The organism is Caballeronia arationis, from assembly GCF_001544975.2.
GTDB lineage: Bacteria > Pseudomonadota > Gammaproteobacteria > Burkholderiales > Burkholderiaceae > Caballeronia > Caballeronia arationis.
Map to the genome: position 1 here is coordinate 1 of NZ_FCOG02000150.1, position 13,590 is coordinate 13,590.

Genomic DNA, 13,590 nt, shown 5'->3' on the forward strand with positions numbered 1-13,590 from the left:
TTCTCGATGCTTGCCACGAAGGCCACGGTCTTGGGCGCCACGGTCGCGGTCGAGGCGAAGCGCTGACCGAGATGCCCCCGCAGGTACCACACTACGCCGCCCACGCGCTGCAACTGTGGCACGTAAACGTTCAGGTACATCCGGTCGATGCACTCGCTCTCGAGCACGACGTGAGCGCGCAGAACTTCGCACACACTCTGTGATAACGTCATGATTGGCTCCGGTCGTCCACGGGTCTTCGGACCCATTGAGCTTCGAGCTCGTACATCGCTGGGCACGTCCCAGCCGGCTCGACCGGAGCCACCTTACACCGCCAGCGCTCCGCAGTCACCCGTACCACTCGTCGGTCTGAGGCGGAGCCTCGTTAGTTTATCGGGAGCGGCAACGCCTCTCGGCAAAAATAGTTTGCGTTCCGAGAGGTTGCGCAGACGCGGGCAGAGGTCGAAACCAAGCAGCTTCGACACTGTCATGCTCACGTTCGTATACCCATGCGTGTCTACTGAAAGTCGCAGGAGGCCGCCATCATCACGGTTCTCGTTGTGGCGCACTACGCCCTCGATCGCTACTCCAGCCTGGCACCCGTTCAGCACGACGGCTGGTTATAGACAATGCCGTGCTGGTCTAGCACGTGTGTGTACATGCCCACCGCATGGGTACGACGTCGCGGATCGACCCGGGCATAGAAGAGGTGCGGTGATGTATCCAGGCTCATTGAGTCGCTCGATGCCCGGCGTCCGGTACCCCAAAGTTCCGTAATGGCGTGCGTGCGCTGAAAGTCTACGACGCGCTCGTTGGCACGCGGCAGCCGACCTGGCATCTCGAGGGAGCGCATGGCCGTCGAAAGGTGCGTCGGATCCAGTTGCGGGATCATAGCAGCGACGTTCTTTGCATCAACTTCCATGCCCTGGGCGATCAGCGCGGCGTACAGCGAGATGAGTTCGTCCGCATTGCGCGCCTTCCTTGCGTGACAGGAACATTTCGCTGAAGCCTGTGTGGGCATCCCTCTCGATGATCAGATCGGCGAACTGCGCAGTGCCAATTTCTTTGAATATCAGATCCCGCGTGCGTTTCGGTATGCCATCGGTCGGCAACGTTTCGATCGTCGACAGGTGCAGCGCGCCGTCGGCGCCGATCGTCACGCGTGCTGCCTCGCGTGCTCCCTCCAGCGCAGCCAGCCCAGCCTTCAAATGTTCTGTCAGCCGTTTGGCGCCGGGTCCATACATGCACGAAAAGGACTCACATTCTTGGCAAGATCGATTCCGACGATGACAATGGACATGGACTTCCCCTCCTGCTGGCGTTGATGAAGGCTCGACACTCGATCATGGCACTTTGATCCCGATTCGCGGCTTCCGCCGCAGCCTCGGGACGGGGAAGTCCCTTTCATTCGATTACCCCTATAGGCCCACATCAAGGACCGAGCAGCGCAACCAGTCCAAACAGTCGCGCCAAGGCAGGAACGGTCATCAAAAGCAGTAGCGCTGCCCCCGTTACGATCAGAACAATCCAGAGGTAGTGATTCTGCTGAGGCGCATGGGCACGTCTCCCGGACTGCGGCAACACGCGGATCACAAAGATCAACGCAACATTGCCCGCTACGAGTGAAAGGAATGCGAGCGTGCGAGCGAAGGGCAGTTGGTAGCCATGAGTCAGCAGGCCAGCGTACAGGGCCAGCACCAGCATAGCGGCCACAGCGCCTGCCGCAGCTCCTTGGGCCAGTGCGCGATTCGATAGCAGCCGCGCGCCGGCGCGGCGCGGTGGCAGACGCATCAGGTTCTCGCGTTCAGGCTCGTTCTCGAACACGACCGAACACACTGGATCGATAACCAGTTGCAGAAAAACGATATGAACCGGCGCAAGCATCGGCGGCCAGCCGACAAGAACCGGAATCATGGTGGCGGCTATCATCGGGATGTGAACGGCAACCGTGTAGCTGATCGCTTCCACGAGATTGGCGTAGATACGCCTTCCCAGCCGGATCGCTGACACGATCGGCGCGAAGTCGTCGCGTAGCAGGACCAGCGAGGCTACTTCGCGTGCAACCTCGGCGCCGCGCAGCCCCATCGCAATGCCGATGTGCGCCGCCTTTAGCGCGGGCGCGTCGTTCACGCCGTCACCGGTCATCGCGACCACCTGGCCGCTTTCCTTGAGCGCGTTGATGAGCCGTAGCTTCTGCTCCGGTTTGACGCGAGCGAACGCGTCAACGTTCATTATGGCATCGCGAAGCTGTGCGTCGTCCATCGCTGCCACTTCCTGGCCGGTCACGATTTGCGCGCCGTCAATGCCGACTTCGGTCGCAATCGCCCGCGCCGTCGACGGATAGTCGCCGGTGATCATCACCACGCGGATGCCGGCTGCTTGGCATTCTGCGATGGCGCCTGCGATCTCCGGCCGGACCGGGTCCAGCAGACCGACCAGCCCCACGAAGGAGAACTCGAAGTCATGTTGCTTTTCCGGCCAACCGGGACGTGAGTGCCGTGCCTTGGCCACCCCGAGCACTCGCAGCCCGCCCGACGCCATCTGCGCAGCCTGATCAAGAACAGTCTGCGTTTCCCGCTCGCCTAGGTGACACAAAGCACACACCGCCTCCGGCGCGCCCTTGCAGGCCACTGCGTGATGGTCGAGTTCTGGCGTGTGCCATGCATGGGACATAGCCGGCAACTCCGGTGTCAGCGCGTACTCATGGACCAGCGACCAGTCCTTGTGGAGGCGTCCGGTGCCGGCGAGCCCAACCCGGCCTGTTTCGTGAAACGCGCGCTCCATTGGATCGACCGGCTCGATTTCGCTGGCGAGCACCAGATATTCGATGAGTTCGTGATACGCCTCATCAATGCGCTGAGTGGCCTGATCGATGACTTGCCGCTTTCCCTGCGCGAAGAGCACGCGTACCGACATGCGGTTTTGCGTCAGTGTGCCCGTCTTGTCGACGCACAGCACTGAGGTCTGGCCAAGCGTTTCGATCGCACTCATTCGGCGCGTCAGCACGCCTTCGTTAGCGATGCGGCGAGCCCCTAGTGCCATGAACACGGTCAGTATCACCGGAATCTCTTCGGGAAGAATCCCCATGGCCAGTGTGATCCCGGCGAGCACGCCCGCAAGCCATTCCCCGGAGCGCCAACGATAGGCCACGACGAGCAGCAGACACACTGCGATCGCACCCAACGCAAAGCGATTGACGAATGTTCTCGTCTCCAGTTGCAACGGCGAGCGGGCTTCCGTGATGCCGGTCAACGATTTTCCAATGCGACCGAGCGTTGTATTCGGCCCCGTCGCAGTTACGATCATCTGCCCCTGACCCTGCACCACCATTGAGCCGAAAAAAATATGCCCGCCAGAATCTTCCTCCGGAAGTGCATTGGCTCGCGCCACGGACTTGTTCACCGAAACGGACTCGCCCGTCAGTAGCGACTCGTCTACGCTCAGTTCGTGAGCCTCCATCACGGCGCCGTCAGCGGGCACGCGTGCGCCTTCGTCGACGAAAACCACGTCGCCGGGCACCAGTTCGGCAGCGGAAACGAGTTGCCGTTGCCCATCTCGAAGTACCTGCGCGCGGGGCGCGGACAGTTCGCGAAGAGAGTCGAGAACCTGCGCGGTGCGGTGACTTTGAAAACCCGTGAGAAAGACGATCCCCGTCACGAACGCGAGGAGCGTCAGCGCCTCCGAAATGTCCCCGAGCACGAAATAGATACCGCTCGCCGCGAGCAACAGAAGGAACATGGGCTCACGGAGTACTTCCCACAGCGTCTGCCACCAGGTGCGCCGCGCCACTGAGTCCACGTCGTTGCGGCCGAATTTGGCACGCTGCTCCTCCACCCGCGCGCTCGACAGCCCACGCTTCCTGTCGGCGTGCAAGACCGGCGATGCCGGTTCGATGCGGCCAGAGATTACGTCCGGGACGGGCTCAACGGGATTTGTTTGCATTCTGGAGTCAATCAGTACGCGGATTGCCAACGGAACAGGCCGCTCAGGGACGGCCTGTATCCGGACAGCCTTTACAGATGTGCACGACTCCGTGACGAACCGGATCTTCCCAGTAGAAACGCAAATCGGCCGCGCCGCGCGCGGGCACCTGGATCTTTCTGGTTTCCGTGATGTGACGCATTTTCGCCCCAATCTGATAGCGCCCTGCAGGAACGCGCACAAAGAGGAACGGTCCTTCTGTCCGAACGGTCAGAACTGGTCGTCCGGCTCCCGACGTTATCGTTACATCGACGTCGGACAGATAGTTCCCTGTCTTCGAGGCGAACTTCATGCGCAGGTTGTAACTTGGCGCCGCGGCGCGAAATGCCAGGACTCCATCCTCGCCCACACCACCGGTTATATAGGAGATGCCGTTTTGCGAAGCCGGCTGCGGTAACGATTGTACGAGCGCAGCACCATTCGCACAGACGCAGATGAGGAAGGCTAGAAACAACGAAAAACGGGCGTACCTGAACATGGCGGTCCTCAATATGCAAACTTTCTGGCGACGCGGGTGACCGAAACCGTGGTTTGTTGGCGCCTCGACACGGAGTGTTCAATCCGCCGCCGGCAGGTACCCTGCGCAGACAACGTATCCATTTTGAGAATGACGCAGGGCGAACACGCAGGCGTTGATCTGCGTCAAGTGGCCGACTTCCGGGTGAAATAGCCTGAAGCCAGCTGTCCGCCGCCGCGGCGTGGCACGATCAACGACCTGACTGTCGGACACCCGGAGGTGGATGATGATCAAGCTAATTCCAGGGCGCGCAAACATTCTGGTCGCGTTGCTGATATTTTCGTCTTCCGCTGTTGTAGCCAAAGAGTTGACGACGATCGAAACGCATACCCAGCGATATGGTTCTCACATCGCCATTTCGGCTTACGACGATCCCCTTGTGAAAGGCGTGACCTGCTATGTGTCAGAGTCGCATTCCGATGGCGCACAGGGAAGTGGACGCATCACCCATGGGACGGACCTGACTGCATCCTGCCATCAGACGGGCAACATCCGCATTGCCGAAACTGCTCCTAGGCAAGCGCAGGTATTCACAGCCGAGTCAGATCCAACCTTCGACTGGCTCCACGTAATCCGGGTACTGGACACTGAACGGCGCTCACTTGTCTACTTCACCTACTCGGAGAACGAGGTTGCTGGAGATTTGCCGGGCCGCATCTATGTGATTCGGTTGCCAGCCGGTCCCAGGATGCCCGCCCGATAGGTAAGCGCTCGCGCCGCGCGAGCGGGTCGCACGTCGCGTGGTGGCCGGTGCCAAGTGATCGTTAGAGGTGGCGCCGGGAATTCGGACAGCTCGGTAAGTGGAAAAGCTGGGGTCCGAGTCGGCCACAATGGCTGGCAAATAGGGACCCAGACGAGTGAAGGCAGCGGCAGACGAGCGTGAAACTGCCGAGGATATTATTCCGTCCATTCGTTTTGCCGCGACAGCGGGGCGTGCTGTCCGGCGCTGGAGTCCTGGAGTCCTGGAGTCCTTCGATGCTTGACGTACTTCTGGAAAAGTGGAACGGCTGCACGATCGGTCTGATGACGGTCCCAGTTCGCCAGTTTGAGGTGTGGGAGTCGGAACCCGACGGCTATCTGGCAATCGTGCGGATTGACTGCAATGGCGAGGTACTCGCCGACTGGCATGTGCCTCGATCCGCGGCACCCAGGATCAGTGCTGCGGAAGCGCAACGGGAGTCGCTGGAATATGCAATCCGTGTCTTGGGCTCCGACATGCTCACTCAAAAAGAGCCCAATGGCTGACGGCGACCCGAGTCGCGAGTTACAAACGCCCGATCTTAGCAAGTGCTGTGCAGAACATGGATCACTTTGCTCGGAATGGTTCAAGACAATGCAGGCAACTGCAGTTTCTACAAATCAACTACCAGACGCATGAACGTTCGCGCAATTTGGTGCGCTTTTTTCTGACCGGCACCGTAGCAATTGGCCTCCTTCAAGGCATGGCCCCCGCGATCATTACGAACGTACCTTAACAGTTTCGGGTTCTGCCGGTCTGGCGCGATCTGAGGTAAATTTTAAGGGCCGGACTTCGTCCGCCCGAGACTTCAAGCACAAGTCTGTGGACTTCTCTGGGCGACGGAGGCACGACTTTGCATTCGAAATAACGCTAAATCGCTGCAGCGAGGATCAGCTTTTTTCGGCGGCAATAATCTGCTCGACACGAGCTAACAGGTCTTGGATCGCGAAAGGCTTGGTGAGCAAATGTGAACCCGGATCGACATTGCCGTTCGGAAACGCCGCCTTCTCCGCGTAACCGGTGATATATAGGACGCGCAGCTCCGGACGCGTACGGCGAGCACGGTCAGCCATCTCTCTACCGTTTATGCCAGGCATGCCGATGTCGGTCACCAGCATGTCGAAATGCAAGTTCGATTCGAGTAGGCTAAGACCCGCGAGGCCATCGCCCGCCTCGATGACGTTGTACCCCGCCTCGCGCAGCACCTCCGCGCAGAGTGTGCGCACGGCAGATTCGTCGTCGATCACGAGGACCGTCTTAGGGCTCGCCACAAGCGGTGCCGTCGGCGCCTGCGATTTGATCGCCACCGGGAAGTCGTCCCCCTCGAGCTTTGGCAGATAGATGCTAACCGTCGTGCCGGCGCCCACACGTGAGTCGATCGTGACTTTGCCGCCGGATTGACGCGTGAATCCGTAGACCATCGACAACCCAAGTCCAGTGCCCTGCCCGATCGGCTTGGTCGTGAAGAATGGATCGAACGCCTTGGCCGCGATCTCGGGCGTCATTCCGCAGCCCGTGTCGGTGACCGAGAGGACCACGTAGTCCCCCTCCGGCAGGTCGTGCAGCACTGTAGCGCGCCCTCGCAGCTTGGAATTTTCCGTCATTAGGCGCAATTCGCCCCCCTCGGGCATCGCGTCCCGCGCGTTAATGCACAGGTTCAAAACGACATTTTCCAGTTGCGGCGGATCGCACAGCGCCAAGTGTAGATCATGCGCAAAAGCGGTGTTCACGGAGATTGAAGGCCCGAGCGTTCGCTGAAGTAGCTCAAGCATATCCGAGACCAGTTGGTTTGCATCGACCGGCTTTGGGTCCAGCGTCTGCCGCCGTGAGAACGCGAGCAGCCGATGCGTCAGCGCTGCGGCGCGTTGCGTGGCCTCGGTCGCGCTCTGTGCATGGCGTTCGATTTCAACCATCCGGCCCTGGCGGATACGCACCTTGATTAACTCCATGTTCGAGCTAATAACTTGCAACAAGTTGTTGAAGTCGTGCGCAATACCGCCCGTCAACTGCCCGATGGCCTCCATCTTCTGCGCCTGGCGTAGCGTCTGCTCGACAGCCATCAATTCCTCGGTGCGCTGGGCGACGCGCTGCTCCAGCATCAGCGCGGCCGCCTTTAATTCATCCAGATGGCGCTTCGTTTGCAACTGACGCGCACGTGCCCGCAACAGCCCGCGCGCGGCGCTCAGAAGCGCTTCGACAGTGAGCGGCCGCGCGAGCAGCGTCACGTTGCCGAGGGCTTCGAAGAAGCGCCAGCGGACTGCGGCGCTGTCTGGGTTGCCGGCCACGATAAGCACGCAAGTTGGTAGGTCGGACCACGCGGCCTGATCCTCAAGACACTTGATCAAGACCGCGGCCTCGCCCTCTAGCGCTTCTTCCGTGACGACCAGCCCGCTCACGCTGAGTCCTTCTTCGTTGCGCAAGAGTTCGCAAACTTCAGTTAGCGAGGCAACGATTCGTGTATCGAAGCTCCGACTGGAAAGCACCCGGGCGATCACCGTGGCGTCTTCGCCTGTCGGCGCAAGAACAAGAAGGTCGCCCTTTTGCTGTTCACGGTCTCGGGCCATCGGATGAATCAACAATCAGGTTTGCCGGTGATCCAGAGTAGATGGGCACGCCCGTGAAAATGCCCTGCAGATCGCGCAACGGCGCCCCAACCTCGACGCCTTGTGACGACAGCCGGTATTCATGGATCGCGGTGTCGTGCGCACCTGTTCTGCGCTTCATGACCGACAGCGCGCGCCGCAGCCGGCCCGTCGCTTCAAAAAAGCGCAACAGCAGTACGGTGTCGCTCAGAAAGCTTAAGTCGATCGGATTCTCAACGTCACCAACGACGCCTTGCTGCGCGAGAATGATAATGGTGACGACGCCGCGCCGGTTTAGGTATGTCAACAGTTCGTGCAGGTGGGTAATCAGCGAGCGCTCTTCAGGCATCGTGCTGAGATACGAGTTGATGCTGTCGATCACCACCACGCGGGCGTCCTTATCCTCCACCTCGCGCCGAACTGCCCAGACGAATTCGCCCGGCGAGATACGCGATGGATTCATGCGCCGCCAGGCAAGTCGGCCGCTCGCGAGCGCAGGCTCTGGATTCAGTCCGAGACTCTGCCCTCGGCGGAGGAAGGTTTCGTAGGCCTCGTCGAATGCGAAGTAAGCGACCTGCTCGCCGTTTCTCGCGCCCACCAGTGCGTACGACAGCGCAAGGGAAGATTTGCCCACCCCCGAGGGGCCGATCAGCATCGTCGCCGTACCTCGGTCCAGCCCGTTGCCGATAATTTCATCGAGGCCCTTCGATCCGCTACTGAGCGGCTCGCCATATACGTCGCTGGCGTGCTCGTCTGCAATCAGGCTCGGGAATACCATCACCTCTCCGGGCACGAGCGCGTAGTCATGCCATCCGCTCATGAAATTGGTGCCGCGCATCTTGACGATGCGTAGTCTTCGTCTTGCGGCGCCATAGTCACGCTCGAGGCTGTCTAGCGAGATTACGCCGTGCATGAGGTTGTGCAGATCGCCGTCGTCGCCAAAGCGTAAGTCATCAAGCAGGATGGTCGTTATACAGCGCCCCTGCAAGAAGCGTTTCAACGACAACAACTGGCGCCGATAGCTACGCGGGTCCCGCGCGAGAAGCCGCAGTTCCGAGACGCCGTCGATAACAATGCGGTCGGGTCGCGTCGCTTCAACTCGGGCGATGATTCGTCGCACCGTCTCGTCAAATTCGATCTCTGCCGGATAAAGCACGGTCTGTTGCTTCGCCGTCTGCGCTTCGTCCGGAACAAGTTCGAAAAAGTCGATGCCGCCGACATCCCAGCCGTGCGTACGCGCCGCGCTCACGATCTCATCGGTACTTTCGGAAAATGTTACATACAGACAGCGATCGGCCGTGCGCACACCGTCTATCAAAAAGCGAAGCCCTATGGTCGTCTTGCCGGTTCCCGGCGCTCCTTCAAGCAAATGGAGGCGGTACATTGGCAAGCCACCGCGCAGGACGACATCCAGTTCGGGAATGCCCGTCACGACAAGCGGAAGGGGGACTGCATCGGCCACGTCCGTTCCTTTAGAAAAAGATGCGCTAAGGAGCGCGGTGTCACCTAGCAGCAAAAAGTGAACCAGCATGTCGCACGGCGACCGTGCGCGTTCGGAAGTGAATCCACAGGCGAGAAATCGCGTTCCCTCTCGCCGCTGGGCATCGAGCTTCTTTAGGTGCGCCAGCTCTGCGCGCAGGTACTCCTTTTTCTTGAGCAACTGCTAACGCGTGCTCATCCGGCGCGCTGTCGTCGCTCGATTTTTTGGAAACTCGATAGTTGGGACCTCCTCGTGGGCGGGGCGCCAGAGCTCCATGCCGCCATCACGATACTGGCGATCCCATTTTGCTATGCAGCCCGGGCTGCGTATGTCGAACACCGCCGCTACCTGCTGATCGGAACGGCCCCCTTGAATCACCGGACACAGTCTCCCACTTAAAATAGCTTCAAGGTAGCGGCGGAACGTAGATGCCGCGCCAGCTCGTTGCCGTCCATCAGTTGCGTTTTGGTCGCCCTCCCTGGGCCCAACTCGATTGTGTCCATTGGAGCGAGACGTGGCCGCGCTCTGCGCGGCGCTTTCTCGCTGGCGCCTTCTCTTTAGCCGGCACTCTCGCGCTCACCCCACGGCCTTCTTGGCAGCAGCTTTTTTCACCGTCGGGCCTTCTTCGCAACAGCCCTAGTGGCCGCCGGCTTCGCATCGGACGCTATTCCGGCAAGAAAAGCTTCAGCCGGTCCCCGGTGCAGGCTTCGTTAGCGTCAATGTTTATCATTTGTCTAATCCGCGAATCTCTACTTGCGATACGTTGAAGTTTTCGCGCCTGCTGGCCGCTGCATCAATGCCTGGACCGGCAGTCGAATGACGCCTGATTGAGTGCAAGCGGCAACAAGCTCCGTCGTTTGGCTCAACTCCTTTTTTGATCGAATGCTCCACCCAGCGCGGAACGCTGATTCCATCGCTGCACAGTTGGTTATACTTGCCCAGTAGCTGCAATGCGCGAGCAAGGCGGTATCGTTGTCGTTTGTCATCTCGGCCCATTCAGGACTACGGGAGCAGGCTCTGGTGACCAGGCACTCCTCCAATTTCTCTTTTATGTCCGACGAAAACATACGCCCTCCGCGGAGATTCGCCGACTTCCTTCGCCTCGAACAAGTCCGTCTGACTGAGAAGTGGATGAGGGCGGTCGTTGGCGACGTAGACCTTGTCGAGGCGGACAAGTTGACGTACGAGCAACTCGCTGACCATCTTCCCGAAATCCTCGAACGGCTGTGCGTCGCCCTCGATGCCCAAGACCTTGAAGCCGTTGAGCAGGCGATGGAGCGCGACGCCAGACTGCATGGCATCGTGCGCTGGCGACAAGGTTACAGAATTGAGGAACTGGTTCGAGAACTTGACCTTTTCCACCTGACGCTGTCCGACGCACTTGATGAATTCGCAGACATGGACGCAGACGGCACATTCAGTCGCCGCCATGAAAGGCGCGCGCGGCGTCTCATCGCTGAGGCACTCAGTTTTGCTACCCTTACCTCGATACGTGAGGTGGTCCATGAGCGCGACCGGAAAATTGACGAGTACACAGGCAGGTTGGAGCGCGCCAACCACGAACTGGAACTGAAGCAGCGTCTCGTCAGTGAACTCCACGAGTCGCGGATGCAGATTACCCGCAGCGTGGTACACGACCTGAGAAATTTCCTGAACGCCTTCTCGATAGCGCTGCAGTTAATAGCGCGAGCGCCTTTGAAAGCGGAGACGGCACTGACACTTGCAAATCGGCAGGCAGAGGATATGAAACAACTCGTCGACCAGATGGTCGAGTACTCGGTTGTTCTGGGAGATAACAATCCGCTATCCGTTGAAAAAGTAGACCTGCGCGAACTGCTCGATGAGTTGGCAGAGTCGAGTCGGCCGGCCATCGAGACAAAAGGTCTGCGCTTTCATGTACGCTTCGATTCAGCGCTGAGTTCGATGACTTCGAACCGGCTTAAAGTCAAACAGGTCGCGCTCAACCTGATATCGAACGCGACAAAATACACAACGTCCGGCGAAATCGAACTGGCCTTCGCTAAGGTGGATGAGAGTACTTGGTCCATCCGTGTCTCTGACACGGGCGTCGGCATTGCGCCGTGCGACTCAGAGCGGGTGTTTGATGAGTTCGAGCGCGCGGCCGGCGACGACATTCCAGGCTTTGGGCTGGGGCTTGCGATCGTCAGGGAGCTTTGCCGCGTCCTCCGGGGAAAAATCCATTTCGAGTCGCGGATTGGTCACGGCACCACAATTGAAATCCGATTTCCCGTCGAGCTACAGGGAGATGGCCCCCGCGGCGAGGTAATGTAAAGGCGCACGAGGTCCGGTAGGACTGACTCTTTCGAGAAAGGTGTTGCACCTCGCTGTGATGGCGCACAGCATTTTCTTTAGCGCACGCGTCCGCTAGACTGTGCGGACGCGCGATTTCCGTCGCAAGGTCGGGAGAGGCAGGTCTTTGCGCCATGCACAACGGGAATTTGCCGGTTGGACACACCGATTAAGCTCGCGATGCGCTTCCGGACGGTTTCGCGCAACACTGACAATTAGGAATTCTCTTCTGTCCGCAACGAATGGGCCGACATTTTCTCGACCCGCTAGGCGGCACCGCTGCCGAGCTCAAGGATTTTCGGGAGACGAACTTTGAACGCTGCAAATCCGTGTGTAGGAAAATGTGAGATAGATACGAAGTCAGGCCTCTGCATCGGCTGCTATCGTACTGCCGAAGAAATACGCGGTTGGATGAACTATTCGGGACGCAGAAGACAAAGCATTATTCGCAAGAGGGTCGCCCGAGAAAAGCGAATTTCCATAGCGCTGACGCGCCGCGGGAGCAGCTAAATCAAAGCAGGGCGCGATAGTGAAATTCTCCGTCGTGAAAAAGCGACCGATGCGATAGCGGCGACGTGATGGCCGCCAGAGCAACTTTAGCCCAATAAACGTCGGCTCCCCATTTTTTCAGGGTCGAAGCCGAGTTGAGGTTATCGACGACACTTGACTCCATTGTCGCATTGCTTATCAACCTTCAGGTCGGCGAAGCGCTCATCCTACCCGCCGGAACAACGTTAAATTACGCGTCGAACGCGCCATCGAAACCGCGCAAACCCATACGACGCGAAAACAGTATAGCCGGTATGAAGTATCATCGAGTGTCGAGTCACCACTCGACTCGGCTGTGAAAGCGGACCCCGTCTCGCAGGGACTTCTGGCGGTCGCGCCCTAAAGATTCGCACGTGGCGTCCGTTAAACGAGGTTAGGCCCGCAGAACCGCATTCCTTCTCGCATTAACCGAGCACGACGCATGACGCTGACAAAAGACGCATTAGCCAATGCGCGCATTCCCGAAGTACACGCTATCAAGTCCGCCTGCTCGGGTTGCAAAAGCGACGCAGCCACGCCCATCGAACTCGCGTTCGCTTTCCAGCCAATTGTTGATGTGGCCGCCGGCCGCGCCTACGCGCACGAGGCGCTGGTGCGTGGGCCGAACGGCGAATCGGCGGGATCGGTGCTCGCGCAAGTCGACGAGACTAACCGCTATCACTTCGACCAGCGCTGCCGCTCGACGGCGATCGCGCAGGCAGCTGCGCTAGAGATGGAAAGCTTGCTGTCGATCAACTTCATGCCAAACGCCGTCTATCGCCCGGAGGCGTGCATCCGAAGCACGCTCGAAGCGGCCGAAATGCACGGCTTCCCGATTGAACGGATCATTTTTGAGACGGTCGAGGGCGAGAACATCATTAGCCGGCCGCATCTGGTCGACATCTTTCGCGCGTACAAGCGTTTCGGCTTTCAGACTGCCATCGATGATTTCGGCGCTGGTTACTCCGGGCTTACGCTATTGGCGGATTTTCAGCCGGATTTAATCAAGCTCGACATGGAACTTGTGCGCGGCATCGATGCAGATTCTGTGCGGCAACGTATCGTGTGCGGGGTACTCGCGATGTGCCGTGACCTGGGGATCCGCGTGATAGCGGAAGGGATCGAGACGCGCGGGGAGAGAGACTTTTTCGCAGCGAACAGCGTGACGCTGATGCAGGGCTATCTCTTCGCGAAGCCGGCGTTCAAAGCGGTTCCCCGCCTTGGCGAGGCTGCGTTCGCGGCCGGATAAACCGCTCGGCGAGCCTGCCCGTCCGACAACGTTCGCGGTTTTATTGCGCCGGGTGACACCCTGCCTTTCGAGCAACCACGTTTCCTGCACCTCGGGCGGATTGCCAGTGGAAAAAGTCGTCCCGATTCTTGTCGACAATCCAATGCGCCGCCCGTCCTCGACCGCTCCACGTGGCGCCGCTTTGAAAATCGCGATACTTCGGCACAGCGGCCGCCGTAACGTTTT

At 59.4% G+C, this 13,590-nt stretch carries 11 protein-coding genes and 2 pseudogenes; 5 read left to right on the top strand and 8 right to left on the bottom strand.

The features are described from left to right. From AWB81_RS36065 to AWB81_RS45190, 5 genes and pseudogenes are all read right to left on the bottom strand, one after another. Positions 1 to 212: pseudogene (locus tag AWB81_RS36065) on the bottom strand (hypothetical protein); the annotation flags it as partial. A 150-nt stretch (positions 213 to 362) separates the two neighbouring features. Then, positions 363 to 1,202: pseudogene (locus AWB81_RS49195) on the bottom strand (Tn3 family transposase); the annotation flags it as partial. 208 nt (positions 1,203 to 1,410) lie between these two features. Then, positions 1,411 to 3,921: a cation-translocating P-type ATPase gene (locus AWB81_RS36075; protein ID WP_062642564.1), complete on the bottom strand. Its 2,511-nt coding sequence runs from the start codon at positions 3,919 to 3,921 to the stop codon at positions 1,411 to 1,413. Between the two features lie 43 nt (positions 3,922 to 3,964). After that, on the bottom strand, positions 3,965 to 4,438 hold the full coding sequence (locus AWB81_RS36080) for a hypothetical protein (RefSeq protein WP_062642566.1): 474 nt from the start codon (positions 4,436 to 4,438) through the stop codon (positions 3,965 to 3,967). Positions 4,439 to 4,516: 78 nt separating this feature from the next. Then, positions 4,517 to 4,711, bottom strand: coding sequence for a hypothetical protein (locus AWB81_RS45190; protein ID WP_144444287.1), 195 nt, complete (start codon positions 4,709 to 4,711; stop codon positions 4,517 to 4,519). Between AWB81_RS45190 and AWB81_RS36085 the strand changes: the two genes are divergently transcribed. Next, positions 4,704 to 5,180, top strand: a complete 477-nt coding sequence (locus AWB81_RS36085) for a CreA family protein (RefSeq protein ID WP_062642567.1) — start codon at positions 4,704 to 4,706, stop codon at positions 5,178 to 5,180. The genes AWB81_RS45190 and AWB81_RS36085 overlap by 8 nt on opposite strands. A gap of 272 nt (positions 5,181 to 5,452) precedes the next feature. Next, entirely contained in the window at positions 5,453 to 5,722 is a 270-nt protein-coding gene (locus AWB81_RS36090) for a hypothetical protein (protein ID WP_062642570.1), read from the top strand. A gap of 384 nt (positions 5,723 to 6,106) precedes the next feature. On the opposite strand, the gene AWB81_RS36095 is transcribed toward AWB81_RS36090, so the two are convergent. Next, positions 6,107 to 7,795 (bottom strand): ATP-binding protein, encoded by a 1,689-nt coding sequence (locus AWB81_RS36095; protein ID WP_235026082.1) that lies wholly within the window; start codon positions 7,793 to 7,795, stop codon positions 6,107 to 6,109. After that, entirely contained in the window at positions 7,764 to 9,458 is a 1,695-nt protein-coding gene (locus tag AWB81_RS36100) for an ATPase domain-containing protein (RefSeq protein ID WP_235026083.1), read from the bottom strand. Before AWB81_RS36100 ends, AWB81_RS36095 begins: the two co-directional genes overlap by 32 nt. A gap of 870 nt (positions 9,459 to 10,328) precedes the next feature. On the opposite strand from AWB81_RS36100, the gene AWB81_RS36105 reads away from it, so the two are divergent. The 3 genes from AWB81_RS36105 to AWB81_RS36115 all read left to right on the top strand — a co-directional run bounded on the left by AWB81_RS36105 (position 10,329) and on the right by AWB81_RS36115 (position 13,365). Beyond that, the gene (locus tag AWB81_RS36105) at positions 10,329 to 11,570 is read left to right on the top strand and encodes a sensor histidine kinase (RefSeq protein ID WP_062642575.1); all 1,242 of its coding nucleotides are present in this window, start codon (positions 10,329 to 10,331) and stop codon (positions 11,568 to 11,570) included. A gap of 330 nt (positions 11,571 to 11,900) precedes the next feature. After that, positions 11,901 to 12,098 carry a DUF1289 domain-containing protein gene (locus AWB81_RS48955; RefSeq protein ID WP_200822604.1) on the top strand — a complete coding sequence of 66 codons (198 nt, stop codon included), beginning with the start codon at positions 11,901 to 11,903 and terminating at the stop codon, positions 12,096 to 12,098. A 460-nt stretch (positions 12,099 to 12,558) separates the two neighbouring features. Continuing rightward, complete coding sequence (locus tag AWB81_RS36115) at positions 12,559 to 13,365, top strand: EAL domain-containing protein (RefSeq protein ID WP_087135427.1); 807 nt, start codon at positions 12,559 to 12,561, stop codon at positions 13,363 to 13,365. Positions 13,366 to 13,405: 40 nt separating this feature from the next. Here AWB81_RS36115 and AWB81_RS36120 read toward each other — a convergent pair. Beyond that, the coding region (locus AWB81_RS36120) for an H-NS family nucleoid-associated regulatory protein (RefSeq protein ID WP_159938994.1) at positions 13,406 to 13,590 on the bottom strand (185 nt) is incomplete at its 5' end.